General features: G+C 43.2%; 22 protein-coding genes. 16 read left to right on the top strand and 6 right to left on the bottom strand.

The genetic code is table 11. The features are described from left to right. The first annotated feature begins 15 nt into the window (after positions 1 to 15). Genes ACTQ1L_RS10220 through ACTQ1L_RS10210 form a run of 3 tightly spaced genes read left to right on the top strand, consistent with a single transcriptional unit; the run spans position 16 to position 2644 of the window. Positions 16 to 885, top strand: a complete 870-nt coding sequence (locus ACTQ1L_RS10220; RefSeq protein WP_441366963.1) for a spore photoproduct — start codon at positions 16 to 18, stop codon at positions 883 to 885. A gap of 14 nt (positions 886 to 899) precedes the next feature. Continuing rightward, entirely contained in the window at positions 900 to 1901 is a 1002-nt protein-coding gene (locus ACTQ1L_RS10215; protein ID WP_441366961.1) for an SPL family radical SAM protein, read from the top strand. Between the two features lie 53 nt (positions 1902 to 1954). Beyond that, on the top strand, positions 1955 to 2644 hold the full coding sequence (locus ACTQ1L_RS10210) for an SDR family oxidoreductase (RefSeq protein WP_441366959.1): 690 nt from the start codon (positions 1955 to 1957) through the stop codon (positions 2642 to 2644). Between the two features lie 12 nt (positions 2645 to 2656). On the opposite strand, the gene ACTQ1L_RS10205 is transcribed toward ACTQ1L_RS10210, so the two are convergent. After that, positions 2657 to 3595 carry a tRNA dihydrouridine synthase gene (locus ACTQ1L_RS10205; protein ID WP_441366957.1) on the bottom strand — a complete coding sequence of 313 codons (939 nt, stop codon included), beginning with the start codon at positions 3593 to 3595 and terminating at the stop codon, positions 2657 to 2659. A gap of 491 nt (positions 3596 to 4086) precedes the next feature. Between ACTQ1L_RS10205 and thyA the strand changes: the two genes are divergently transcribed. The 4 genes from thyA to ilvN all read left to right on the top strand — a co-directional run bounded on the left by thyA (position 4087) and on the right by ilvN (position 7802). Next, positions 4087 to 4935 carry a thymidylate synthase gene (gene thyA, locus ACTQ1L_RS10200; RefSeq protein ID WP_012742107.1) on the top strand — a complete coding sequence of 283 codons (849 nt, stop codon included), beginning with the start codon at positions 4087 to 4089 and terminating at the stop codon, positions 4933 to 4935. Positions 4936 to 5018: 83 nt separating this feature from the next. Next, positions 5019 to 5510: a dihydrofolate reductase gene (locus tag ACTQ1L_RS10195; protein WP_118084388.1), complete on the top strand. Its 492-nt coding sequence runs from the start codon at positions 5019 to 5021 to the stop codon at positions 5508 to 5510. Between the two features lie 45 nt (positions 5511 to 5555). Continuing rightward, on the top strand, positions 5556 to 7277 hold the full coding sequence (gene ilvB, locus ACTQ1L_RS10190) for a biosynthetic-type acetolactate synthase large subunit (protein WP_441366955.1): 1722 nt from the start codon (positions 5556 to 5558) through the stop codon (positions 7275 to 7277). A gap of 27 nt (positions 7278 to 7304) precedes the next feature. Further along, a complete protein-coding gene (gene ilvN / locus ACTQ1L_RS10185; RefSeq protein ID WP_041254511.1) occupies positions 7305 to 7802 on the top strand; it encodes an acetolactate synthase small subunit in 498 nt (165 codons plus the stop codon). Between the two features lie 352 nt (positions 7803 to 8154). On the opposite strand, the gene ACTQ1L_RS10180 is transcribed toward ilvN, so the two are convergent. Further along, entirely contained in the window at positions 8155 to 8661 is a 507-nt protein-coding gene (locus ACTQ1L_RS10180) for a flavin reductase family protein (protein ID WP_441366953.1), read from the bottom strand. Between the two features lie 337 nt (positions 8662 to 8998). On the opposite strand from ACTQ1L_RS10180, the gene ACTQ1L_RS10175 reads away from it, so the two are divergent. The 4 genes from ACTQ1L_RS10175 to ACTQ1L_RS10160 all read left to right on the top strand — a co-directional run bounded on the left by ACTQ1L_RS10175 (position 8999) and on the right by ACTQ1L_RS10160 (position 14073). Beyond that, positions 8999 to 10261, top strand: coding sequence for a peptidoglycan-binding protein (locus tag ACTQ1L_RS10175; RefSeq protein ID WP_441366951.1), 1263 nt, complete (start codon positions 8999 to 9001; stop codon positions 10259 to 10261). A gap of 313 nt (positions 10262 to 10574) precedes the next feature. Continuing rightward, positions 10575 to 11339, top strand: a complete 765-nt coding sequence (gene truA / locus ACTQ1L_RS10170; RefSeq protein ID WP_173851673.1) for a tRNA pseudouridine(38-40) synthase TruA — start codon at positions 10575 to 10577, stop codon at positions 11337 to 11339. Then, positions 11320 to 13080 (top strand): single-stranded-DNA-specific exonuclease RecJ, encoded by a 1761-nt coding sequence (recJ, locus tag ACTQ1L_RS10165; RefSeq protein ID WP_441366949.1) that lies wholly within the window; start codon positions 11320 to 11322, stop codon positions 13078 to 13080. Before truA ends, recJ begins: the two co-directional genes overlap by 20 nt. A gap of 42 nt (positions 13081 to 13122) precedes the next feature. Continuing rightward, positions 13123 to 14073, top strand: a complete 951-nt coding sequence (locus ACTQ1L_RS10160; RefSeq protein WP_118326623.1) for a hypothetical protein — start codon at positions 13123 to 13125, stop codon at positions 14071 to 14073. A gap of 98 nt (positions 14074 to 14171) precedes the next feature. Here the strand turns inward: ACTQ1L_RS10160 and ACTQ1L_RS10155 are convergent, their stop codons facing one another. Both ACTQ1L_RS10155 and ACTQ1L_RS10150 read right to left on the bottom strand, forming a co-directional pair. Beyond that, positions 14172 to 14870, bottom strand: a complete 699-nt coding sequence (locus ACTQ1L_RS10155) for a phosphatase PAP2 family protein (RefSeq protein WP_055061354.1) — start codon at positions 14868 to 14870, stop codon at positions 14172 to 14174. 196 nt (positions 14871 to 15066) lie between these two features. After that, the gene (locus ACTQ1L_RS10150) at positions 15067 to 17055 is read right to left on the bottom strand and encodes a beta-galactosidase (RefSeq protein WP_441366946.1); all 1989 of its coding nucleotides are present in this window, start codon (positions 17053 to 17055) and stop codon (positions 15067 to 15069) included. A 460-nt stretch (positions 17056 to 17515) separates the two neighbouring features. On the opposite strand from ACTQ1L_RS10150, the gene ACTQ1L_RS10145 reads away from it, so the two are divergent. Then, positions 17516 to 18511 carry a LacI family DNA-binding transcriptional regulator gene (locus ACTQ1L_RS10145; RefSeq protein ID WP_441366944.1) on the top strand — a complete coding sequence of 332 codons (996 nt, stop codon included), beginning with the start codon at positions 17516 to 17518 and terminating at the stop codon, positions 18509 to 18511. A gap of 114 nt (positions 18512 to 18625) precedes the next feature. On the opposite strand, the gene ACTQ1L_RS10140 is transcribed toward ACTQ1L_RS10145, so the two are convergent. Beyond that, on the bottom strand, positions 18626 to 19588 hold the full coding sequence (locus tag ACTQ1L_RS10140; RefSeq protein ID WP_441366942.1) for a phospho-N-acetylmuramoyl-pentapeptide-transferase: 963 nt from the start codon (positions 19586 to 19588) through the stop codon (positions 18626 to 18628). Positions 19589 to 19795: 207 nt separating this feature from the next. Here ACTQ1L_RS10140 and ACTQ1L_RS10135 point away from each other — a divergent pair, with 207 nt between their 5' ends. Next, positions 19796 to 20767: an aldolase catalytic domain-containing protein gene (locus ACTQ1L_RS10135; protein ID WP_055223622.1), complete on the top strand. Its 972-nt coding sequence runs from the start codon at positions 19796 to 19798 to the stop codon at positions 20765 to 20767. A 169-nt stretch (positions 20768 to 20936) separates the two neighbouring features. Here ACTQ1L_RS10135 and ACTQ1L_RS10130 read toward each other — a convergent pair whose 3' ends face one another. Then, a complete protein-coding gene (locus ACTQ1L_RS10130) occupies positions 20937 to 21974 on the bottom strand; it encodes a DUF6709 family protein (RefSeq protein WP_441366940.1) in 1038 nt (345 codons plus the stop codon). A 362-nt stretch (positions 21975 to 22336) separates the two neighbouring features. Between ACTQ1L_RS10130 and ACTQ1L_RS10125 the strand changes: the two genes are divergently transcribed. The 3 genes from ACTQ1L_RS10125 to ACTQ1L_RS10115 are packed head-to-tail and all read left to right on the top strand — an operon-like array spanning position 22337 to position 25884. Further along, positions 22337 to 23086 carry a class I SAM-dependent DNA methyltransferase gene (locus ACTQ1L_RS10125; protein WP_055061365.1) on the top strand — a complete coding sequence of 250 codons (750 nt, stop codon included), beginning with the start codon at positions 22337 to 22339 and terminating at the stop codon, positions 23084 to 23086. Between the two features lie 23 nt (positions 23087 to 23109). After that, on the top strand, positions 23110 to 23976 hold the full coding sequence (hslO, locus tag ACTQ1L_RS10120) for an Hsp33 family molecular chaperone HslO (protein WP_321112502.1): 867 nt from the start codon (positions 23110 to 23112) through the stop codon (positions 23974 to 23976). Beyond that, positions 23977 to 25884, top strand: coding sequence for an NAD(+) synthase (locus tag ACTQ1L_RS10115; RefSeq protein ID WP_441366937.1), 1908 nt, complete (start codon positions 23977 to 23979; stop codon positions 25882 to 25884). The last annotated feature ends 4 nt before the right edge of the window (positions 25885 to 25888 follow it).

Genomic DNA, 25888 nt, shown 5'->3' with positions numbered 1-25888 from the left:
TTGAAGGAATTATCTATGATTTATATATTTAGCGCTTTTTATGCTGAAGTAAAAAATATAATAGACCACTATGGCTTAAAAAAGGAAAAAAGCCCTAAAACGGTCAGATTTGATGTGTTTGCAAATGAGAGTATCAGGCTTGTGATAACAGGCGTAGGAGAAATCAATGCGGCGGCAGCAGTTTCAAATATCGGTGGTGCTTATGGGATTTCACCGGATGATGAGATTTTGAATGTGGGGTGTGGCGCCGGTTTTGGCAATGAGACCTGTTTAGGCAGTATATTTCTTGGAAACAAGCTCACTGAGCAGATGACGGGGCGTACATTTTACCCAGATATGCTGATGAAAACAAATCTTATGGAGTGCGAAATAGTAACGGTCACAAGGGTGCTCAATGAAGGGTGCGATTCGGTTGTATATGATATGGAGGCAGCCGCCGTTTATCAGGCAGCCGCGTTTTTCGTGGGACCGCACCATATGCATTTTATAAAGCTTGTTTCAGATGCAGGAGAGAGAATAGACCAGTCGAAAATCACAGAGCTTTTTGCTTTGCAGGAAGAAAAAATATGCGGCTATATTGATATGCTTTTAAGTGTAGGTGGTAATAAGACTTCAATAGATGATAAGACTAAAGGCGAAAATATGGCAGACGGCAATGCGACAGATGATACTAAATCCGCTTGGAATATGGATAGGCTGACAAGCGATATGCGCTGTTCCAAGGTAATGGGAGATCAGCTGGCACAGCTTATAAAGTATTGCAGACTAAGTGGTATAGATTATAAAGCTGTTCTGGATGAGTACTATACAAATGGCTTGCTTCCGTGTGAGAGCAAGCGTGAAGGAAAGAAATGTCTGTTTGAATTGAAACAGAGATTGTTGTAAGAAGGAAATGTCAAATGTGCCAATACAATAAAATGTTTTCACATGTATATGTGGAAAAAGGCGTGGCCGAGCATCCACGTACAAAGCAGATTTTAGAAAAGCTGAATAATACAACAGTCATAGAAATTGACCACTACAAGGATGTTTTCTGCCGCAAAAAGCAAAGTATTTCTGCTCAAAGCAATGCCAAGGCGCTCATTCTGGCAGAGAATACAAGTGGCTGCATATATGAAGGTGCACCGGTGTGTCAGAGCTTTGGAAATGAGAATTTCTACTATTGCTCATGCATGATGAACTGCATATTTGACTGCGAATACTGCTATTTAAAGGGCATGTATCCGTCTGGTAATCTTGTGGTGTTTGTAAATCTGGAGGATATTTTTGCGGAGCTTGAAGCACTTCTGGCGCAAAAAAGCATATATCTTTGCGTGTCATATGATGCAGACCTCGTGGCCATAGAGTCGCTTACCGGCTTTGTGAGGGAATGGATTGCTTTTACAAAGAAGCATGAGAATCTTACAATTGAAATCCGCACCAAGAGTGGCAGGTGTGATTTGTGGAGCAATTACGAAGCCTGTGACAGGGTAATTATTGCCTATACAGTTTCGCCTCAAAGGGTTGCAGCAGAGTATGAGCATTTTGCGTCTGCACCTATGGAGCGGATTCAGGCAGCAAAATGTGCTATGGATAGTGGATTTCCAGTGCGACTGTGCTTTGATCCGATGATATACTGCAAGGACTGGAGAGGTGAATACAGCAGGCTGGTTGATGACGTATTTTCACAGATAGACGGTTCTAAGCTGTGGGATGTGAGTATCGGAAGCTTCCGCATATCGCAGGATTATCTGAAGAAAATGCGAAAGGACATGCCTCGTAGTGCTGTGGTGAATTTTCCATACGACAATGTGAATGGGTATTACCAGTATCCGGAAAACATACGAAGTGATATGGAAGAGTTTATGATACAGGCTGTATCCGAATATGTGGATAAGGACAGGATATTTATGTGGAAGTGATATTATTGCAATACATTTTCAATATATATCACATAGTATAAAGGAGCGATCAGATGAACAAAGCAATTGTAACCGGGGCATCTTCCGGCATCGGAAAAGCTATATGCAGGCAGCTTGCAGCGAATGGCTGGCTGGTTTACGGAATAGGAAGAAGCTTCAATCAAAGTGATGATATTGCAGGGATAGAGCGTATAGTATGCGATATTACCGATACCGCAAAGCTCATCAAGACAATAAAAGAAATTAATAAAAATCATGACATATCACTTCTCATAAACAATGCAGGCGTCGGCTTTTACGCTCTTCATGAGGAACTTAATCCTGTAAAAATATCACAGATGGTGAGGACAAATCTTGAGGCACCGATGATTATCACAAATCTGCTGCTTCGCGATTTAAAGAAAAACAAAGGAACAATAATAAATATCTCATCAATCACTGCTGAAAAGACGAATCCGCACGGCTGTGCCTATGGTGCCACAAAGGCAGGGCTTACGAGCTTTTCCCACAGCCTGTTTGAGGAGGCGAGAAAGTACGGTGTGCGTGTGGTAAATTTAGAGCCTGATATGACCGATACCAATCTGTACAGGAATGCTGATTTTTCAGTGGATGAAAATGAAGCTGCAAGAATACAGCCAAATGAGGTTGCAGACGCAGTGCTTTATGTTTTGGGGCAAAGAGAAGGCCTTGTGATGACAGATATCACCATAAGGCCACAGCTTCACAGAATTGCAAGAAAGTAAAGTGTTTATATTTTAAAAAGCATCAAATGCCATTCGAACGATTGACTTATAGTCATTAAGCGTCTGGCATTTTTTTATTTTCTTCCAAAGCTTTTCAGAGTCAGAAAACAGCCCATACATATATGCCCAGATTTCCTTCATGCGGAAAATGGCATCCTTTTCACCGGAAAAGATGGACAGATAACCGGATAAAATCTCATCATGCCAGTTCTTTAAGCGCTCGCGAAGCTCGGCTTTATCCATGCTTATACCTTTAAGCTCTGCGATAAGAGCAGGATTTGCAAACAGTCCGCGGCCTATCATGATTTCATCAATATCAGGGAAGCAGTCGGTTAGGGCATTAAAACTATTAGTATCAGTGATATCTCCGTTGTAGCAGAGTATGGTTTTATCAGGATTTATTTTCTGCATGGCGAGGGCGAAGTCATCCATGCGCGGCGTATTTTTATAAAAATCCTTCTGGACTCTCGGATGCACGGTAAGCTCACTTATCGGATATTTACTGTATATTTCGATAAGCCTGGGCCATAGCTCATCATCGTTAAAGCCCACGCGGGTTTTTATTGAAACAGGAAAATCAGCTTTTGTATACAGCTCATCGAGGAAGCTATCCAGCATATCAGGATATGCGAGTATGCCGGAGCCTCGTTTCTTGGATACGACGGTGCCTGACGGACAGCCGAGATTTACATTTATCTCATCATATCCGTAAGGAACAAGCTGTCTGTGCAGGTCGATGACCTCGTCTGCCACTATAGACATGGCCTGCGGTATGAGAGTGATTCCATCGTTGTTTACCGGGTCTATGTCTCTTTTTATCTTGGCATTCATGCGCTTTGAGGCAGGGATGAACGGTGTGTAGTATTTGTCTATGTAGTCAAAATGGTGGTGGAATGCATTTCTTACTGTATATCCGGTCAGCCCTTGCATCGGTGCGAGAAAAAATTTCATGTGATTGTGAATCTCCTCATTTATGATTAATCAGATTACTACATGCTACGCATTCGCGTAATCTGACTTCACCTCGAAATCCGCTAATTTTAAACGTCACCGCAGCAAATTGCTACTTTCTCGGTGGAGTCTTTTGACCCTTTAATCATAATATGGGAAAAAGTCTGAAATGTAAACCCCCATAACGTGAAAAGAAGCCGAGGGAAGCGGCTTCTTTTCGAGGAGTTTAGTTTATGAAAAAATGTTTAAAAAAGGGAATTTGTAAAGGTGTATCTCCTTTACAGGTATTACTATACTAAATAAATTTGTCCAAATTGTGTCTTTAATCGAAAAGAATAATAAAATACTTAAATAATTTATGAAGAAAAAAGCTAAAAAAATCATTTGAATTTGCACATGGAATATATTGAAAAAAAATTGATAATTAGATACAATAGACAGTAAACGGGTAATTGTATCGGTTGAATACTTATGGTTAGGGAGCAGATAATATGAGTTATGCAGATAAGGTTTTTGTAGCGATGTGTCAGGATATTCTGGAAAATGGCACAAGCACTGAGGGAGAGCTGGTGCGTCCCCATTGGGAGGACGGCACAAGCGCCTATACAATAAAGAAGTTTGGTGTCGTCAACAGATATGATTTATCAAAGGAATTTCCGGCTATCACTTTAAGAAAGACATATATCAAGAGTGCAACGGATGAGCTTCTTTGGATATGGCAGAAGAAATCCAACAATATCCATGATTTAAAAAGCCATGTGTGGGATGAGTGGGCAGATGAGGATGGTTCAATCGGCAAGGCCTACGGATATCAGCTTGGTGTAAAGCATCAGTATAAGGAAGGCATGATGGATCAGGTGGACAGAGTCATCTATGATTTGAAGCATACACCTTTTTCAAGAAGAATACTTACCAATATATATGTGCATCAGGATCTGCATGAGATGAATCTGTATCCGTGCGCATACAGCATGACATTCAACGTGACACAGAAAAAGGGTGATGACAGGCTCACATTAAATGGTATCTTAAACCAGCGCTCACAGGATGTGCTTGCGGCGAACAATTGGAATGTATGCCAGTATGCGGTGCTTATGCATATGCTGGCGCAGGTGTGTGATATGAGAGTCGGGGAGCTGGTGCACGTGATTGCAGATGCACACATTTACGACAGGCATGTGCCAATTGTGAAGGAGCTGATTGAGAGACCACAGTACGATGCTCCAAAGTTCTGGCTCAATCCTGACATAAAGGATTTCTATCAGTTTACGACGGATGATATCAAGATAACAGACTATGTGACAGGTGAGCAGATTAAGGATATACCTATTGCGGTTTAAAGAATGTGGATATGAAGCAGTTATAAGAAGGTTATTGTTCACTACTTTGTGTGAACAGCAACGATTACAACAGGGAGAAAATCATGAATTTAATAGCAGCAGTTGACAATAACTGGGCAATTGGAAAAAACAACCAGTTGCTCGTTCGAATACCTATGGACCAGAAGTTTTTCCGCGAGATGACTACAGGAAAGGTTGTAGTCATGGGCAGAAAGACACTTGAGAGCTTTCCAAACAGCAGACCTCTTAAGAACAGAACCAACATAGTGCTCACACATAACCCATCCTATGAGGTGGAGGGCGCTGTGGTGGTTCACTCACTTGATGAGCTTCACAAGGAGCTTGAAAAATACAATTCTGAGGATATTTATATCATTGGTGGACAGAAAATTTATGAGCAGCTCGTGGATGAATGCGATGTAGCCCACATCACAAAGGTGGACTTCGAGTATGATGCGGATGCATATTTTCCAAATCTTGACGAGAAGCCTGAGTGGCAGATTACGGGAGACAGCGAAGAGCAGACATACTTTGATTTGGAGTTTTATTTCCTTCGATATGAGAGAGTAAAATAAACTATTAAAATAGAAACGTAAAATAGAAACGAGGATGACAGCAGTATGGACATCACAGGAAGAAAATTATTTGTAAAAGCATTGGAGGAGGAAGGCGTAGATACTATTTTTGCCTATCCGGGAGGAACAGTTACAGATTTATTCGATGAGTTATACAAGACTAATTCAATCAATCTGGTTCTGCCGAGACATGAGCAGGGCCTGATTCATGAGGCTGAGGGCTATGCCAAGTCTACAGGCAAGGTGGGTGTCTGCCTTGTGACAAGCGGTCCCGGTGCTACCAACACAGTTACAGGTCTTGCAGATGCGCATTATGACAATGTGCCACTTGTGTGCTTTACAGGACAGGTACCGCTTCCACTTATCGGAAATGATGCCTTTCAGGAAGTGGATATAGTCGGAATCACCAGAAATATCACAAAGTATTCTGTTACAGTCCGTGACAGAAAGGACCTTGGAAAAATCATAAAGATGGCATTTCATATTGCAAGGACCGGAAAGCCGGGCCCTGTACTGATTGACTTGCCAAAGGATATACAGACCGCATCAGGTCCGGCAGAGTATCCGGACAAGGTGGAAATCAGAGGATATCGTGTAAATGATACAGTACATGTCGGACAGCTTAAGCGCGCCTACAAGATGTTAAAGAGTGCTAAAAAACCGCTTATCCTTGCAGGAGGCGGTATAAATGTTGCCAGGGCAAATGAAAATCTGCGCCGTTTTGCGGAGGCAGAGAATGTGCCTGTTGTCACTACAATAATGGGTAAGGGAGCTATACCTACCACTCATCCGCTTTATGTGGGAAACTGTGGTATGCATGGCAAATATGCGGCAAACAAGGCAGTCAGTGAGTGTGATTTACTTTTTTCAATAGGTACACGATTTAATGACAGAATAACCGGTGACTTAAATGAGTTCGCTCCAAAGGCAAAGATTGTACATATTGATGTGGATACTGCATCTATTTCACGAAATGTAGTGGTTGATGTGCCTATCGTTGCAGATGCCAATGTGGCGCTCGACAAGTTAAACGAGTGGGCTGAGCCGAAAAAGACTGCTGAGTGGCAGAAGCAGATTAAGGCATGGGATGAGGAAAATCCTCTTGGCATGAGAAGAGACAAGGGCATGACACCTCAGATGATTATGGAGCATATCAATAAGAACTATAAGGATGCAATCTTCGTTACAGATGTAGGTCAGCATCAGATGTGGGCTACACAGTACTTAGAGCTTGACAGCAACAGCCAGCTTCTTACATCGGGAGGTCTTGGAACCATGGGCTTTGGTCTTCCGGCAGCAATAGGTGCAAAGATTGCAAATCCTGACAAGGATGTTGTATGCATTAGCGGTGACGGTGGACTTCAGATGAATATACAGGAGCTTGCCACCTCAGTTGTACAGGGAGCAGGAGTGACCATATGCGTGCTCAACAACTACTATCTGGGCATGGTGCGCCAGATGCAGCAGCTTTTTTATGGCAAGCGTTATTCTGCAACCTGCCTTCGAAGAAGAAAGGGCTGCCCGGCTGAGTGCAAGGGACCAAACGAGGCATGTCCGCCATACACACCGGATTTTCTCAAGCTTGTTGAAAGCTATGGTGGACACGGAATCCGCGTGGAAAAGGAAGAGGATATCGATGCAGCCTTTGCAGAGGCAAAGAAATATAAGGATGTACCTGTAATTATTGAGTTTATGATAGCTACGGATGAGATTGTTCTTCCAATGGTCAAGAGCGGAAATCCTATGAGCGAAATGATTTTAAAGTAGGAGGTGCAGAAGATGAATAGTATTGAAATGAAAAACAGATGGATTGCACTTTATGTGGAGAATGAGGTCGGTGTTTTAGCAAAGGTTTCAGGACTTTTCTCTGCAAAATCCTACAATTTACAGTCTCTTACGGTTGGAACCACAGAGGATGAGACTATTTCCAGAATGACTATTTGCGTTACAAGCGATGATATTACCTTTGAGCAGATAAAGAAGCAGCTCAACAGAATGGTCGAGGTCATCAAGGTTATTGACCTGACTGATGTGCCTCTGCATATGAAGGAAATACTCTATGTCAGAGTATCAAAGCTCACCCGCGAGGAAATCACTGATATCTTCCAGACAGCGCAGGTTTTTAATATTGATGTGGTGGACAAGAATGCCGACAGCGTGATCTTAGAGAGCAAGCTCACAGAGCACCGCAATGATGATCTTATAGCCCTGCTCAAGTCACAGTACAAGCATATCTCGGTTGTGCGCGGTGGTGCCGTGGCCATTGAAGCTATGAGTACCGGCTGCCGATAGATTATATATAGAATCTTGTGACAGTAATGCGAGGACAATTTGTATGTGTTGTTGCACAATGGTTAAATTTGTGTAATATTAACATAGAGTAAGGGACGAGAAGAACCCTAATATGTATTTATAAGCGATTACGAAGTGACTTAGATATTGTTAGAATTATGCCATGAAACACAGAAATGCCCTGCCATGGACGGCAGGGCAAGGCGTTATGCGCCACGGACGGCGCATAAAAGCCGGTTTCGTCAAGCATAGAAAACCTTAAAGCATAATTCTTACAATTATCATAGCCACGTAGTTTTAAGCGCATAAATATATATTAGGGTTCTTCTCGTCCCGTAGTATTGTCATAAAATTAGCGAGCCGTAACCTCAATAATTTCACCAACATACATAGTGTGCATATCGTGATCGCCGTACCATTGACGCATAATGGCTTTGTCTGTAAATGAAGCCTCTTCAATAGGCACAGCAGCCATCTTGCGACAGAGGAATACAAGATTTGCCTCATCCGGATATGGTATGCCATGGCGTGTAGCAGGAGTCAGACCGGCCTTTAACCATTTGTCTTCGCCACGTCCAGAGTGAGCACCACAGTATTTTAAGGCATCGCGGTATTTCTCGCTAAGGAAAGAAAGTGAGAAAAAATCACCATTGTCTATGAAATCCTTAGTATATCTGGATTCCCTGATAAAAATAAATACGACATTTTTGCCCCAGAGGACACCGGTTCCACCCCATGAAACGGTCATGGTGTTTGATTTTTCCTTGTCGCCGGCTGTCACGAGAGCCCACTCCTTACTGAGCTTGGTGAATGGATTGATATCGAGCATGTCGATTGGATATGGTTGAAATGTATGCATAATTTTCCTCCTGAATATTAATAAAATTGACAAATGCTGCTAAGTGTGTGATACGCAGTGCAAGTCAGAAAAATCTGAGATTTTCCTGACTGTACGGGCAGTTGCCCTATCAAATTAAAAATATATAAAAAGTGCTCAGCAAGCTGTCATTTTTATATATTTTCAATTTGGCACTGCTCGTTGCCTACGCTCATTATATCATATGCTTACGCATATGATAGGCCTGCGGCTGATACTTATGCGCATTCGCGCGTGATATAATTCGCTACGCTCATTATATCATATGCCACGCACTTTGTGCATATTATTGTAAAAAGATATTAAGGTAATAATATTCATGAAAAATCTGCACATTTTACAACAGGAGTCAATTGATGAGGGGCGGCTTCAGGTGAGAGTACGACAGAAAAACATGGGGACGCCGGTTGCGGATGCAAGGGTGTCAGTCAGCTATTCCGGGGATCCGCAGGGAAAGATAGAGGAGACTGATACCAACGAATCGGGAAGCATAGAGGCAGTTGAGATTGCCACTCCGCCACTTGAGTATTCTATGTCGCCCAGTGAGTCACAGCCGTATTCGGAGGTGACGGTAACTGTTTCAGCTAACGGATACAGAGATATCACGGTTTCGGGCGTTGAGGTGATGCCCGACAGACTTTCCATACAGGATATTGAGCTGGAAGTACTTGATGCACCGGGAAATGATGTGGACAATATTGTTATTCCGGCACATACACTCTACGGTGATTATCCTGCCAAGATACCTGAGCCGGAGATTATGCCGGTTGCTGAGACCGGTGAGATTGTACTTAATCGTGTTGTGATTCCGGAATATGTTATTGTGCATGATGGGGCACCATCGGATTCCACAGCGGCAAATTATTATGTCAGATATAAGGATTACATCAAAAATGTAGCTTCCAGTGAGATATATGCGACCTGGCCTGATGCCACTATAAGGGCAAATGTGCTTGCGATTATGTCATTTACGTTAAACAGGATATACACGGAGTTCTATCGGGGAAAGGGCTATAATTTTAATATCACTTCGTCCACGGCATATGACCACAAATTCATCTATGGCAGAAATATATATGACAATATCTCGCTGATAGTAAATGAAATGTTTGAAAACTATTTGTCGAGACCTAATGTGAAGCAACCGATTCTGACGCAGTACTGTGACGGACAGAAGGTCTCCTGTCCGAGCTGGATGACACAGTGGGGCTCTAAAAGTCTCGGTGACCAGGGCTACAGTGCAATTGAGATACTCAGATACTTTTACGGCAGCAACATGTATATCAATACCGCGGAGGCTGTATCAGGAATCCCGGCGTCATGGCCCGGCTACAATATAGGCATAGGCTCGTCCGGGCAGAATGTATATCAGATACAAAAACAGCTCGCCCGCATCGCAAAGGCATATCCGGCCATTCCATCTATTGTGCCGGATGGAATATACGGGCCAAAGACAAAGGCGGCCGTGGAAAAATTTCAAGCTGTATTCGGACTTCCGGTTTCAGGTGTGGTGGACTACAATACATGGTATGAGATATCAAATATATATGTCGCTGTGACACGTATTGCGGAGCTTGCTTAATGGGATTAAAGGAGCAAAACAGTGCTGGCAAGAGAAAAAATGATGTGATATTATATAAAATAAAAGTAACTATTCAGAACCACTGAGAAAAAAAAAGCTGATGCGTCATGCTTGCATGTAAGCGGCAGGTTTTCTTGTTCTCAAGGTGGCTCGAATAGAGCCACCCCCACATATATGAGCAAAATTAGCTGCGAAGCAGCGGGAAAGCACGAGTATCGTGCGGTTTTGCGAATGTATGTGGGGTGGTTGTGAATAGTTACAACCAAAAGTAACTATTCACAACCCTATTTTTCAGATAAAGAAAGACAATTTTATGAATACAGAAACCCAAAATTACAAGATAATTGTGGCATACGACGGCACACGCTACAAAGGCTGGCAGGTGCAGAAATCCACAGATGATACAATACAGGGAAAGCTTCAGCATGTGCTTTCCACGCTGGCAGGAAAGCCGGTTGAGGTCATAGGCTCAGGGCGCACGGATGCGGGAGTGCATGCGGTAGGGCAGGTGGCAAGCTTTCACATGCCGAAGCATTTTTCCAAGGATGAGATATTTATATGGCTGAATGAGCATCTGCCGGCAGATATTGCGGTGACAGATATTTCAAATGTGCCTGACAGATTTCATGCCAGGTACAATGCTGTGTCAAAGACATATGTGTATACAATACACACCGGTATTGTGTCAGATGTGTTCAGGAGAAAATATGTATACGACTATGATAAGCCGCTTGACACAGACCGGATGAAAAAAGCAGCAGCGTATCTTCTCGGAGAGCATGATTTTAAAGCCTTTTGTGGCAACAAACATATGAAAAAGTCAACGATCAGGACAATTTTTTCTATTGATATAGAAAAAACAGGCGCTGATATTGTTATCAGCTACACCGGAGATGGATTTTTACAGAATATGATAAGAATCATCACAGGAACGCTTATCGAGGTGGGCGATGGAAGGAAAAATCCGGATGCTGTGATGGAAATTTTAGCTTCAAAGGATAGGGCACAGGCAGGCTACACAGCACCGGCGTGTGGGCTGAGACTGGAAAGGGTAGATTATGGCAAAGTGGTATGTTAGTGCGAAGAAGGCTGATTTTGCGGCAATCGGAGCGAAGTTTGGAATAGATCAGGTGACGGCGCGGATAATCAGAAACAGAGGTGTGATAGGAGATGACGCGGTAAATGAATTTTTAAACGGCAAAATCTCAGACATTGCAGACCCGGCTCTTTTAAAGGATGGTCAGAGGCTGGTTGACATTCTTGCCCAAAAGATAGCTGACAAGGCCAAAATCAGGATAATCGGCGACTATGACATAGACGGAGTGATGTCTACATATATTCTTGTGAAGGCACTTAAAAGAGCCGGTGCATGTGTGGATTATATGATTCCCGACAGAGTGAAGGATGGCTATGGTTTGAATGTGCATCTGATTGACAAGGCATATGAGGACGGGATAGACACTGTGGTCACCTGTGACAACGGAATTGCGGCGATTGAGGAAATCGCCCATGCAAAGGAGCTTGGAATGACGGTTCTCGTAACAGACCACCATGCAGTGCCTTTTGAAGATATAAAGGGTATAAAGATTTACAAGGAGAGCAAAGCAGATGCCGTTGTAAATCCACATCAGATAGAGTGCAGCTATCCGTACAAGGAGCTTTGCGGAGCAGCTGTTGCCTGGAAAATCGTCATATTACTATATAGAAAAATCGGCATAGATGAGAAAGAGGCCATGGATTTTATAGAGAATGTGGCATTTGCAACAGTCGGTGATGTCATGCCGCTGACGGGTGAAAACCGTATACTCGTAAAGGCCGGTTTAAAGAGTATTCATCATACGACAAATATCGGCATGAAAGCCCTGCTTGAATGTTGTAATATAGAGGCTGAAAATGTAGATGCATATCATTTTGGATTTGTTCTTGGACCCTGTGTCAATGCGACAGGCCGTCTGGATACAGCCAAAAGAGCACTTGAGCTGTTTTTATGTGACAGGCAGGAGGAGGCCATGCGCATCGCATCAGAGCTTGTAGCGCTCAATGATGACAGGAAGGAAATGACTGCAAAGGGTGTCGAAACCGCAGTTGAGATATATGAGAGGGACAATTACGAAAAAGACAGGGTGCTTGTCATATATCTGCCGGATGTGCATGAGAGCATAGCTGGAATCATAGCAGGCCGTATCAGGGAGAAATACAATAAGCCAACCTTTATACTCACAAAGAGTGAGGACGGAGTAAAGGGCTCAGGCCGATCGATAGAGGAGTACTCCATGTATGAGGAAATGTGCAAATGCAGTGAGCTGTTCACGAAGTTTGGTGGCCACCCGATGGCTGCAGGACTTTCACTGCCACAAGAAAACGTTGAGCCATTCCGTAAGAAAATAAATGAGTATGCATCGCTTACGGACGATGACCTCGTGCCTAAAATACATATAGATGTGCCGATGCCGGTGGATTATGTATCAATGAGACTTGTGTCTGAGTTTTCAGTACTAGCACCGTTTGGAAAGGGCAATCCAAAGCCTGTTTTTGCGGATAAAAATCTACGTGTGAGCCGCATGTGGGTAGTTGGTAAAAACAACAATGTGCTTAGACTTTCTTTGATATCCTCATATGGCACGCCAATCAATGCAATTTATTTTGGTGATATAGAAAGCTTTTTTGACTATATCAGGCAAAGGTTTGGTTCGGACGCGCTTGAAGCTGCACAAAGAGGAAGGTTCAATAATATAGTGCTGTCCGTAGTATATTCACCAAAGATAAATGTATTCAGGGAAAATGAGTCACTGCAGTTTGAAATACAGTATTATAAGTGATATTATATTCTAAAAAGGTAACCGGTAAAGGAGAATAGATCAGTGTTTGGGAACAGAGCAAAAATATCCGCTGAGGAATTAGCGTATATGAAGGAACAATTGGATAATGACAGGGGATTTTTCGAGAATGTAAATGCAAAGTCAAAGCTTATAGAGGCTGATTTTGATGAGCTGGAGAAATCAAGGCAGCTTGAGGAGTCATCCCTTAAGCAGCTAAATGATAATGCAAATAATGTGGTGGAATTTTCAAAGGACAGCATGGATGCCATATCAGCCTTAAACGACAGCTTTACAGAGTGTGTAAAGGCGGCTGCGGACAATCTTACAAGTCTTGAGAGTGCGGCAAAGGCAATTGCAACACAGCATGAGGATACATGTGCGCTTGTCGAAAACAATAAGCATTTTACAGCTCCGGCTAAGAGCTTGTCAGAGACATCGGACAGGCTTGAGGAGCATGTGGATAGCTGTGCGGATATAGCTGCGCAGATGAAGGAACAGAATAAGCAGATGAGTGTTCTCTCGCTCAATGCTGCTATAGAGGCGGGCATGCTGGGAGAGCAGGGAAAGCTGTTCGTGGAGGCTGCTGAGAGCATAAGGGAGGCATCTGTTTCATATGACAGTGCAATTGATGCTGTTAAACAGGAGCTTTCAGAGGCAAAAGCTGAGATTAGTGCACTTAAAGAGCAGGTGAGCCACCTTGTAGGGCTTCTAAAGGACAACAATGTTGCCACGACAAAGCTCATGAAGCAGGGAGTGGAGCTCAATCATGTGTTTTCACAGTGTGATGAGATTTCAGTTGACATGATAGAAGCATGCAGACAGCAGATTGTGTCAATCCGCAATACACAGGAGGAGATTATCAAGTTTGAGGAGCGCAATAAGCTGCAGATAGAAGATGCATACGCAGAAATTTCGACTCAGAGGAAAAATTCAGTAGAAATAAAATCTACTGTGGACAAGGTGCTCGACTACAGCAGGGAGAGAGTCAGATAACAGGACAGATATGCAGACTGTGAGTGAAATGTAAAAAGACATCAACCGGTGTAAAAACCGGCTGATGTCTTTTTGAGTTGAAAGCTGCAATCATTAAATCAAACACGAACCTTGCGGTTTGCCGCATCCTGGAAGCTTCCGCTCTTCTGTGGCAGATGCATCCAGTTTTTGATGTAGACCACATTGTACATAACGAAAGCAAGCATAAAGGCTGTAGAAACGTCAAATACTGAGTGCTGTTTGATAAACATGGTAGACAGTATAATCAGAACACAAAGCACTAAGGATGCGTGCTGAACGTGCTTTTTATCCTTGAAATAGCTGCTGTGCATCACCGCAAAATGAATGCCGAGCGAATTGTATACGTGAATGCTCGGAAACAGGTTCGTCGGTGTGTCAGTGGAGTAAAGCCACTCGCAAAGCGCTGTAAACATATTGTGGTGCGTGAAATAATAAGGCCTTAAATTGTGACCATTTGGGTAGAGCGTTGATATAACCAAAAATACGGTCATACCGGTGTATAAAAACGCACACAGTCTGTAAAATTCTTTTTTGTCATGTAATGCCGTGAAAGCAATTCCAAAGGCCACATAGCCAAACCACATGATATAAGGAATAACAAAGTATTCACAAAACGGTATATAATCATCTATCGGAAGATGAATCAAGTGATAATGTGTGGTAACAGTGCGCTCTAAATATCCAAACCAGGTCAGATATATGATAAAGTATGATAAAATCCACACATGCTTGTAGCGGTTGAAAAGCTCTATAAGCTTATTCTGTATTTTCTTCATAAAACCACCTTTTTAATCCGCTTGAAATTATAACACTGAAAAATAATTCAAACAACACCAAAACAAAAGACTTAATAAATTTTATGAAAAAATTAATAATTAAGACCTTATATAATGAGCTTTTTGTGAAATATTTATCTGCAGCAAAAAGCATAGGATAAAACAGCACTGTTAAAGGGCCACTTTAAGCTGTGGGCTAATCTGCATAAAGAATGCTAAAATCCCATGGTGCAAGAGTTATACAATCGCCTGCTGATACTGTACTGTCATCGCAAAGCTTCTTGAGACCGTCTGCATGGCAGGTAACAGTCTGCTCATCATCCGAGTAGTTAAGCAGATAAATGATTTCTTCGCCCTGCATATTGGTGCCGCGCTTTATGACAACGGGATAAGAAGCATCAAATTCATTTTTTTGCTCGCCGAAGAAAAGCTTTAGGGCTTCTATCAGCGTGCCCTCACCAAAAAGTGTGGCAAGATACATGGCACGTCCTTTGCCATAAGAGTTTTCTGTGATAGCTGCGTGTACTCCCCAATGCTTGTGCTCATACATAGCAACAGGCGTGGCAGTGGTGCAGTCGACCATCTCCATCCAGTCACGAGCTTTTGAGGATTTGCCGCCACAGGTTACGGTGACATCGTCAGGCAGGGTGAACTCATCGTATTGTATGCCGAGAGCCTTGTTTATAATATAAGGCTGTACGTCATGGCGTATTTTAAGGTGTTCATCCGAAAAAGCAGATTTAAAGGTCACCACCATATTGCCGCCGTTTGCAACAAATTCATTTAAGGCATTGAGCACCTCATCTGTTGCGCTATAGAGTGCAGGCACAAGTATATTCTCATATGAAGTAAAAAGTGCCGGGTCGGCAGGAATCACGTCGTACTCAATGTTCATCAGATACAGGGCATCGCAAAGCCATCTGAAAACGGTATTGTAATTGGAGTCGCTTTCGTTGTTCAGCTTAAATTCATTAAGCCCTGTAAGAGAGGCGTTGTCAGCAATAACCGCAAACTTATTTATCTTTTTCAAATTTACCAGCCTGTGTCCGTATTTTTTTAGTTCGTTTCCGATGACACTGCACTCCTTATAAAGCCGGTTCGGTCTAAGGTCGTGGGAGAGCACGCCCTTCCAGTAGCTTTCTATGGCATTGTGGATAGAATGCCAGTGCCAGTATTCAACCATGCATGCACCGTTTGCAATGTGGCTTATGGCCTGAAGCCTCAGTTGTCCCGGATAAGGAAGCCATGGGTGATTTCCGGCAGCCTCGGTCTCAAGTACCAGATAATTATCACCTTTTATGCCCCTTGCAATATTGCCGCAGGCGGTAATCTCGCGGCCGCTCAGACTGCTCTGGGACGGGTGATATATATCGCAGCCGGCGATATCCATACACTTGGCAGCCTCGTACTGATTGACCTCCGGCTGCATGCCGTAAGAGTAATCGTGCCATTCAAAGTCGAAATTTTGAGTGATGAACTGGTCATCTCTCTTGTATTTTTTGACGATATCGGCCTGCCATGCAAAAAAGTCTGTCACGAGCTTTCTCTGGAATTTTTTGTATTCCGCATCAAGACTCATATTTATAGTGCCGCGGATATCAGGAAAGGCATCCCAGTCATCCACACGGTTGCTCCAGTAATCAAGTCCAAACTCCCTGTTAAACTCGTCAATGTCAGGAAATTCATTTTTCAGATATTCTACGAATTTAGCCTGAGCGTATTTGGAACAGGTGTCATAAGGCTTTGTCTCATTGTCGAGCTGGAAGCCAATCACGCAGTCGTAGTCCTTTACCTGCTCCATGAGCTTTTCAATGATAATCTGTGCGTGGTGCAGATAGTCAGGGTTTGTGATATCCATGTTCTGGCGGTGACCGTAGAGCTCTTTGCCGTTATGTGTTACAGCGAGAATATCGGGATATTTTTTTGCAAGCCATGATGGAATAGCATATGTAGGTGTTCCGACAATGACATTCAGCTCATATTTTGCTGCGCAGTCAAGCATGCGGTGCAGGTGTGTAAAATCAAATACTCCCTCCTCAGGCTCCCATGTGCTCCAGGTGGATTCGGCAATCCTGATAACATTCATGCCGGCATCGCGTATCATCTTAAAATCTGTTTCTATGCGGTCGTAAGGCATATATTCGTCGTAATATGCCACACCATATAATATTTCGTTAAAATTCATTTATATGTACCTCCAATAGTTATAATATGATATGAGGGTCAAAAGGTATTTTGCCCCTCATTTATGATTAATCAGATTACTACATGCTACGCATTCCCGTAATCTGACTCCACCTCGAAATCCGCTAATTTCCTGCGTTTTCGCAGCAAATTGCTACTTTCTCGGTGTAGTGCGGGTCACTAAGGTATGCATCGAATTGCATGCAAGCATGCATCGATGATACCTTTTGACCCTTTAATCATAATATAAATATACGTTAGTAAATGAATGGTGTAAACATTAAATCATCAGAAAACAAAATGTTGAGCGAATATGCGTGGAAGAATGAGTCAGTTGCGCAAAAATTGCATGTCTGGGATGACAAGTGTATGAAGATAGGTTATAATGAAAAACAATAGAGTTGCGCAACAAATAAAAGTTGTTCAGTGATTAATCACATTTAGATGAAAGAGGCGGCAGAATGAGTAACAATATCACGATATCAGATGTAGCAGAGGCACTTGGTGTTTCAAAGACAACAGTAAGCAGGGCTATATCGGGGAAGGGCAGGATAGGCGCTGCAACAAGAAAAAGAGTGCTTGAATATATACAGGAGCATGATTATAAACCTAATGTAATAGCAAGGGGGCTTGCACAGTCAAAGACATTTAATATATGTGTGGTGATGCCGGGGGATTATGCACTTGTTGATCTGCCTTTTTTCCAGGAAGCTATAATGGGGATTCAGGAGATAGCAGGTATGATGGAATACGACCTTTTGCTTTGTATAGGCTCAGGCAATGATATGGCGGGGCTTAGGCGTATCATACAGAATCATAAGGTGGATGGAGTGGTGCTGCTTCGCACGATGGTAGATGATCCACAGGTGACATTCTTACAGGAGCGCAGGATACCGTTTGTTACAGCTGGCTCATGCAAATATAAGGATGTAAAGCAGATTGACCATGACCATAAAAGTGCCTGCAGGGAGCTGACATCAATTATGCTCATGCGTGGCATGAAAAAGATGGCGCTTCTCGGTGGAAGTGAGGATATTGTTGTAAATCAGACCAGATACGCAGGCGTAGTGGATGCCCATGAGCAGTTTGGAATGAAAATAAATGAAAATCTTGTATTTTTAAACCTTGAAGGCAAAGCATATATCGAAAAGGCTGTAGATGATGCAATTGACAGAGGCTGCGACTGTCTGCTGTGTATGGATGATGCAGTCTGTGCGCAGGCCATGAGACGGCTCCGCGAAAGGCATATAAAGGTGCCGCAGCAGGTGAAGGTGGCTTCATTTTACAACAGCTTAGTGCTGGAAAATAATGTGCCGTCCATTACATCGCTTTCATTTGATTCAAAGGAGCTTGGAGCAAGAGCCTGCAAGAATCTGTTCAGACAGATAGAGGGTGAAGAGACTGAGAACAGGACACTTCTGCCGTATGAGGTAGTGTTAAAGGAGTCCACACAGTAAATTATATAAGTACGTAACTGTTTGGTACATTCACAGTTACGAGCCGAAAGAAGTAAAAGCCGGAGCCGACAAATTGTCAGACTCCGGCTTTTGCTTTATATAGTTTTAAAACTGTTAAATCATCGCCAGATAAACCGTTGCGAGTGACACAACAATCTGGATAATTGCAAATCTGAAAACAACCTGTGCATTTGACCAGCCGAGCTTCTTTCTGACGTGGTCATGGATAGGAGTTGTGGTATTCTTTAAAATATGTATCTTCAAAAATCTAAGAAGAGAAACCTTTACGAGTCCAAGTCCACCGTCGATGATAAGCACGAGACCTGCCAGTATGTAGATGAATGGGCTTTGTGATTTAAGAGCACAAATAGCTATGAATATACCCATGGCTCTTGAGCCCGCATCACCCATCAAAAGCTTGCTTGGTGTGGCATTGTACCACAGATATCCGAGCAGACATACCGCAAATAATAAAATACAATAGTTGAAGCTGTCAGCTATTTTGAGCACTGAATCAAGCACGAAGAAAGTCATTATGGTAATGATGGTAAGTGTTCCGGAAAGACCATCAACACCGTCTGAACAGTTTGTGACATTGATTGATACCCAGACTAAGATGACTGTGAGTATTCCAAACACAACAGGTGGAATATTTACAGAGCCGCCAAATATGGCAAAGGTGATTGTGCTTGAGTTGAAATGCAGATACACAACTGCCACAACAATGGCAACCGCAAAATCAAGTGCGCCCTTTAAATACTCGCCCCATGGCTTTTCAGCCGCATCGTCAAAGTAGCCTGTGAGCATCTCAATAACTATAAGCACAAGATAAATGGCAATCTCCGTATTGATTTGTGAGAAAAGCAGTGCCGATATCACAAATGTGAATATAAAGATAATACCGGCGCCTCTCGGCTTCCCGGCTGAAAGCTTTCCGTCCACAGCAAACTGTCTGCCGAGGTCCTTTGGTAAAAATTTATTTAATTTTGCAATAGCAATACATGTGAGTGCGAATGCAAAAATCACTCCGATGAAAGCTATTATCGACATATCTGTCGAAGTCAAATAAGAAATCATATAGTCCTCCTTTGATATTGTATTACAACCTCATTCATTATATTAGTCTGACAAAAAAAAGTAAAGTTTTACTTGCAATTTTAAATAATTGTGTTATTATACTTATATGCTTTAAAGCGTTGAAGCATTAAAACTTTAAATTGTAACATCAAGCTACAGTAATATTTATATTTGTTACAATAATATTTATACTTGGAGGAAACAAAAATGGCTCAGAAAGGTGATTTAATGACAGCACGCCCTGATATCCGCGTGCTTGACGCTACCATTAGGGATGGAGGACTGGTAAACAACTTTATGTTTACAGATGATTTTATCAATGCTCTTTATCGTGCAAACGTAAAGGCAGGCATCGACTATATGGAGTTTGGTTATAAAGCATCTAAGGAGCTTTTTGATGTAAATAAATTCGGCAAATGGAAGTTCTGTGATGAGGCAGCTATCCGTGAGATAGTCGGAGACAACAACTCTGATATGAAGATTTCTGTCATGGCGGATGTCGGCAGATGTGACTACAAGAAGGATATTCTCCCTCGCGAGGACAGTGTGATTGACATGGTGCGTGTGGCTACATATGTACATCAGATGCCAGCAGCAATCGAGATGATTGAGGATGCCAAGTCCAAGGGATACGAGGTAACCTGCAACATCATGGCTATCTCAAATACACAGGAATCAGACTTAGATCAGGCACTTGACATGGTTGCCAAGAGCTCTGCAGACGGCATATACATCGTGGACAGCTACGGAGCTCTCTACCCTGAGCAGATTCGCCGCACTGCCGATAAATACACAGAAATTGCTGAGGCAAACGGAAAGTTCGTAGGAATGCATGCGCACAATAATCAGCAGCTTGCATTTGCAAATACCATAGAGGCAGCAGCCCAGGGAGTCAGCCTGTTAGATGCAACAATGATGGGCATGGGACGAGGCGCAGGAAACTGTGCGATGGAGCTTTTACTCAGCTTCCTCAAAAATCCAAAATACAATGTATTCCCTGTACTCAAATTCATTGAAGAGCATATGCTTCCTCTCAAGGAGAGCGGTGCTGTATGGGGCTACGATATTCCATACCTGCTCACAGGACGCTTAAATCAGCATCCATCAGCAGCCATTGACTACATCAAGTCAGGTGAGACACATTACGCTGATTTCTACACAGATTTGCTTGATAAATAAAAATAGATAGATGTATAAATAAATCCGCTATGCCAGATTTTGGTGTAGCGGATTGTTGTTTATGCGCGTGAAGCATAATTCTTACAGCCTCTTGGCTGCGTAATATTAGCGTATTTTGCATCAGTGCTGTTGCGAGGCTCCGTCATTTTAGCCAATAAACTGAGACACTTTATTTATTTTTCCACGCAAGCAGTCTCTCCACATGAAGCGGTTTTCCCTGAATAGCCTGCACCTTCAATCTGTTCTCCTCACTGAAACCAACCAGAATATCATGATTAGCCTCAGCCAGATAATCGATGATACCATCGATATCAGACTTCGTGTTCTTCGGACAGTGAATATACAGATGCTTATTTGCGGAAATATGCAGTGTATATGATATGCTGAAATGATACCACAGAATCTTGTGCAGGGTAGAGTATTTGTAAATCCATAAAATCTCTTTGATAGGCACGATGGCATTGCCATAAGGCGAGGTCATGATAAAATAGTGCTCTGTGATAAACATATCCTCGGTGGCAAGCTGTGGCAGTGTCGCAAGCTCCTCCTCAGCCTCGGCAAGCAGCTTGTGCGGATTGCCGAATACAACAAGATTCTGACATGCCGGTGCCAAAACAGGAAACCTGATGCACAGGATGTAGAATATCAGGCTGATAACAGCATAGATAAGAGTGCCAAAATAAAAAACAAACATAAAAATAGTAGTTTTCAAATGGTACTCAGGCTCATTAAGATAGTAGCCTGTTATGGTATCGGAGAGTCCCTTGGAATCCCAACTCAGATCCTTAGACAGTTTATTTACAAACTGTGTGTAGGTGCCCCTTCCCTTTACGATTTTACCGACCACCGTGAGCTTATCGATAGAGGGCAGACCCTCCTCACAGGTGGATGGTGCAAGCAGTACAATAGAGCAGTGCTCACCGCGCATGCAGTAGTAGTAATAGCCCTTGATATCGTTGCCGTCCTTCATGGTGTAGCCGGTAAAGTAAAGCTTTTTAAGGGTGGTTTTTACATATCTGTCCGAATCCTTGTATGCAGCTTCAAAGCTGACAGAATCGTCAATATGTATGGGCGATAAAATATCTCCGAGTGAAAATGCAAACCATAGCACGGTAAGCAGAATGATGTATACAATCGGTGAGAAAAGACGCCTTTTGTAAAATGCTTTGATGTTTTTTGTAATGTAGTGTTCGTAATTATCAATCATATGCTTAGTATAATGGTTTTTGGGCCTTATATCAACCTTGATTTTGAGACATTTAATTGTTATTATATAATCAATAGTAACTATTCAGAACCACTGAGAACAAAAAAGCTGATGCGTCATGCTCGCATGTAAGCAGCAGGTTTTCTTGTTCTCAAGGTGGCTCGAATAGAGCCACCCCCACACATATGAGCAAAATTAGCTGCAAAGCAGCGGGAAAGCACGAGCATCGTGCGGTTTTGCGAATGTGCGTGGGATGGTTCTAAATAGTTACGGTAATCCTTAGAACCACTGAGAACAAAAAAGCTGATGCGTCATGCTCGCATGTAAGCAGCAGGGGCTCTATAATATGAAATGAGGTAATTATGGAAGCATACACGAGTTTTGCCCGGGTGTATGACATGTTCATGGACAATGTGCCATATGAGGTGTGGGGCAGATATATTGTCGAAAAACTGCGTGCAAATGGCATAGACAGTGGATATGTCGTGGACTTAGGCTGTGGTACGGGAAAGCTTACCACGCTTCTTGCAGATGCAGGCTATGATATGATAGGCATTGACAATTCTTTTGACATGCTTGATATGGCGCTTGAGAGAGAGGATGACAGAATCCTTTATCTGATGCAGGATATGAGAGAGTTTGAACCGGGAGAAAAGGTGAGTGCCGTCGTAAGCGCATGTGACAGCATCAATTATATTCTTGAGCCTGAGGATCTTCAGGCAGTTTTTTTCTGCGTGAGCGAAAGTCTTAAAGAGGGTGGCATTTTTATATTTGATATCAATACTCCATATAAATATGAGGTGCTCATGGCTGATAATACCATAGCTGAAAACCGTGATGAGGGCAGCTTTATATGGGACAATTATTATGATGCCGATGAGAAAATAAACGAGTATGACCTGACACTTTTTATAAAGGAGCAGTCAGAGGATGAGGATGACATCTACAAGAAGTTTGAGGAAACTCATTTCCAGAGATGCTATGAGATTTCAGAACTTAAGGAGCTTCTTGAGCAGTCGGGACTTGTGTTTGATGCGGTGTATGATGCGTACACAGACGATCAGGTGAAGTGTGACAGTGAGAAGGTCACTGTAATTGCACATAAAGGATAGAATTAGATAATGAGAGGTAAATTATGTCAGATTATATAGTAAGAGCAACAGCGGCGGATGCCAATATCAGAGCATTTGCTGTAACATCAAGGGAGATGGTGGAGACCGCCAGAGAGGATCACATGACAACACCTGTCATGACGGCGGCACTTGGCAGACTTCTTTCTGCGGGAGCCATGATGGGAGCTATGATGAAAGGCGATAAGGATATCATAACTCTTCAGATACAGTGCAGCGGACCTGCAAAGGGGCTTACCGTCACAGCAGATTCGCACGGCAATGTAAAAGGCTTTGCCATGAATCCACAGGTTGAGCTGCCACTCAATGCGGCAGGCAAGCTTGATGTGGGTGGAGCGCTTGATCTTGGAATACTCACAGTCATAAAGGATATGGGCTTAAAGGAGCCGTATTCAGGTCAGTGTGAGCTTAAAACAGGTGAGATAGCTGAGGATCTGACCTATTATTTTGCCACATCTGAGCAGATTCCATCGGCGGTTGGTCTTGGCGTGCTGGTGGATAAGGACCAGAGCGTAAAGCAGGCCGGTGGATTTATCATCCAGCTTATGCCGTTTACACCGGAGGATGTTGTGGACAGGCTTGAAAAGAAAATCACAGAGATTGATTCTGTGACACAGATGCTTGACAGGGGGCTGACTCCGGAGCAGATACTTGAGGAAATTTTAGGGGATTTCGGGCTTGAAATCACAGATACGACTGAGACACGCTTCCACTGTGACTGTTCAAAGGAGCGTGTGAGCAGAGCACTTTCCACACTGAGCAAAAAGGATCTTGATTCCATTATCGCAGATGGCGAGAGCATTGAGGTAAAGTGCCAGTTCTGTAATAAGGCATATGAGTTTACGGTGGATGAGTTGAAGGAGATGCGCTAATTGAAGGACGGATATATAAAGGTCGCTGCAGCGACACCAAAGGTAAAGGTGGCTGATACTGTATACAACGGACAGCTTATTAAAGCTCTTATGAAGGAGTGCACTGATAACGGGGCAAAGGTGGTTGTTTTCCCGGAGCTTTGCATTACCGGATACACCTGTCAGGATCTTTTCTGGCAGGATAAGCTCATCGCTGCAGCAGAGGATGAGCTTATAGGAATAGCTGATTACAGCAGGAGCCTTGACGGCATATTTTTCATAGGGCTTCCATATGAGATAAACGGCATGCTCTATAATATGGCGGCAGTTGTATCGCGCGGAGAGGTGCTTGCCATGGTGCCAAAGACATTTCTGCCAAACTATAATGAGTTTTATGAGGCAAGGCATTTTGCATCGGGAGAAAACCTTAGCACATATGTCACACTGAAAAATGGACAGCAGGTGTATGTAGATACTGATTTTATTTTTAGCTGCAAGCAGCTGCCAAAGCTTAAGATAGCGGTGGAGCTTTGTGAGGATCTTTGGACTCCGAACCCGCCGAGCATCAGACACGCGATGTCGGGTGCTACTGTGATTGTCAATCTATCAGCATCAGATGAGGTGACAGGCAAGGCAATATACAGGAGAGAGCTTGTGAGCGGACAGTCTGCCAGATTAATCTGTGGATATATTTATGCGTCAGCGGGAGACGGTGAGTCCACACAGGATGTGGTCTATTCAGGACACAATCTCATCTGTGAAAACGGAAATGTGCTTGCCGAGTCAAAGCGCTTTACAAATGAGACTATATACAGCGAGTTTGATGTGGAAAGAATAGAGACTGAGAGGCGCAGGATGACAACATTTGTTGTCGAGGATGATCACAGATGGGCTGAGTTTGATCTTGAGGTAAAGGATACCACTCTTAGCCGCTATGTAAATCCGGCTCCTTTTGTTCCGGCAGACAAGACAGACAGGGACAGACGCTGTGATGAGATTCTTATGATTCAGGCTATGGGGCTTAAAAAGAGATTAGAGCATACCAACTGCAAGACCGCGGTTATCGGTATTTCAGGAGGACTCGACTCCACACTGGCACTGCTTGTCACGGTAAGAGCATTTGACCTTTTGGGAAAGGATCACAAGGATATAGCGGCAGTTACTATGCCGGGCTTTGGAACAACAGACCGCACATATGACAATGCGGTAAATCTCATTAAATGCCTTGGAGCTACATTTATCGAGGTGGATATAAAGGATGCTGTAAATATACATTTCAGGGATATCGGACAGAATCCGTCTGTGCATGATGTCACCTACGAGAATGGACAGGCACGCGAGCGCACACAGATACTTATGGATATCGCAAACAAGGAAAACGGAATGGTTATAGGTACAGGAGATTTGTCAGAGCTGGCACTCGGCTGGGCTACCTACAACGGAGACCATATGTCCATGTATGCTGTAAATGCATCGGTTCCAAAGACGCTGGTGCGCCATCTGGTAAAATACTATGCAGATACCTGCGGCAGCGATTTGCTGGAAAGTACACTTCTTGATGTGCTTGATACACCTGTTTCTCCTGAGCTTTTACCACCTGAAAACGGTAAGATTTCACAGAAGACAGAGGATCTTGTGGGCCCTTATGAGCTGCATGACTTCTTCCTTTACAATATGCTGCGCTGCGGCTATGCTCCTGCCAAGGTTTACCGCCTTGCAAGGATAGCATTTGAAGGAAAATATGATGATGAGTTTATTCTCAAATGGCTTAAGAACTTCTATCGCAGATTTTTCGCACAGCAGTTCAAGCGCTCATGTCTGCCGGATGGACCAAAGGTAGGAACAGTGGCGGTCTCACCGAGAGGAGACCTAAGAATGCCTTCTGATGCGTGTGGACGTATCTGGATGGATGAGGTTGATAAGCTGTAATAGT

It is taken from the genome of Agathobacter sp. LCP21S3_B2, from assembly GCF_052118705.1.
GTDB lineage: Bacteria > Bacillota > Clostridia > Lachnospirales > Lachnospiraceae > Roseburia.
Note: the sequence above shows the minus strand (reverse complement) of the source record. Positions and strands in the feature narration are given on the sequence as shown.

Bases quoted from the DNA above. Each gene is read 5' to 3' on its own strand.
- ACTQ1L_RS10220 (WP_441366963.1), top strand. From the start codon at position 16: ATGATTTATATATTTAGCGCTTTTTATGCTGAAGTAAAAAATATAATA.
- ACTQ1L_RS10215 (WP_441366961.1), top strand. From the start codon at position 900: ATGTGCCAATACAATAAAATGTTTTCACATGTATATGTGGAAAAAGGC.
- ACTQ1L_RS10210 (WP_441366959.1), top strand. From the start codon at position 1,955: ATGAACAAAGCAATTGTAACCGGGGCATCTTCCGGCATCGGAAAAGCT.
- ACTQ1L_RS10205 (WP_441366957.1), bottom strand. From the start codon at position 3,595: ATGAAATTTTTTCTCGCACCGATGCAAGGGCTGACCGGATATACAGTA.
- thyA (WP_012742107.1), top strand. From the start codon at position 4,087: ATGAGTTATGCAGATAAGGTTTTTGTAGCGATGTGTCAGGATATTCTG.
- ACTQ1L_RS10195 (WP_118084388.1), top strand. From the start codon at position 5,019: ATGAATTTAATAGCAGCAGTTGACAATAACTGGGCAATTGGAAAAAAC.
- ilvB (WP_441366955.1), top strand. From the start codon at position 5,556: ATGGACATCACAGGAAGAAAATTATTTGTAAAAGCATTGGAGGAGGAA.
- ilvN (WP_041254511.1), top strand. From the start codon at position 7,305: ATGAAAAACAGATGGATTGCACTTTATGTGGAGAATGAGGTCGGTGTT.
- ACTQ1L_RS10180 (WP_441366953.1), bottom strand. From the start codon at position 8,661: ATGCATACATTTCAACCATATCCAATCGACATGCTCGATATCAATCCA.
- ACTQ1L_RS10175 (WP_441366951.1), top strand. From the start codon at position 8,999: ATGAAAAATCTGCACATTTTACAACAGGAGTCAATTGATGAGGGGCGG.
- truA (WP_173851673.1), top strand. From the start codon at position 10,575: ATGAATACAGAAACCCAAAATTACAAGATAATTGTGGCATACGACGGC.
- recJ (WP_441366949.1), top strand. From the start codon at position 11,320: ATGGCAAAGTGGTATGTTAGTGCGAAGAAGGCTGATTTTGCGGCAATC.
- ACTQ1L_RS10155 (WP_055061354.1), bottom strand. From the start codon at position 14,870: ATGAAGAAAATACAGAATAAGCTTATAGAGCTTTTCAACCGCTACAAG.
- ACTQ1L_RS10150 (WP_441366946.1), bottom strand. From the start codon at position 17,055: ATGAATTTTAACGAAATATTATATGGTGTGGCATATTACGACGAATAT.
- ACTQ1L_RS10145 (WP_441366944.1), top strand. From the start codon at position 17,516: ATGAGTAACAATATCACGATATCAGATGTAGCAGAGGCACTTGGTGTT.
- ACTQ1L_RS10140 (WP_441366942.1), bottom strand. From the start codon at position 19,588: ATGATTTCTTATTTGACTTCGACAGATATGTCGATAATAGCTTTCATC.
- ACTQ1L_RS10135 (WP_055223622.1), top strand. From the start codon at position 19,796: ATGGCTCAGAAAGGTGATTTAATGACAGCACGCCCTGATATCCGCGTG.
- ACTQ1L_RS10130 (WP_441366940.1), bottom strand. From the start codon at position 21,974: ATGATTGATAATTACGAACACTACATTACAAAAAACATCAAAGCATTT.
- ACTQ1L_RS10125 (WP_055061365.1), top strand. From the start codon at position 22,337: ATGGAAGCATACACGAGTTTTGCCCGGGTGTATGACATGTTCATGGAC.
- hslO (WP_321112502.1), top strand. From the start codon at position 23,110: ATGTCAGATTATATAGTAAGAGCAACAGCGGCGGATGCCAATATCAGA.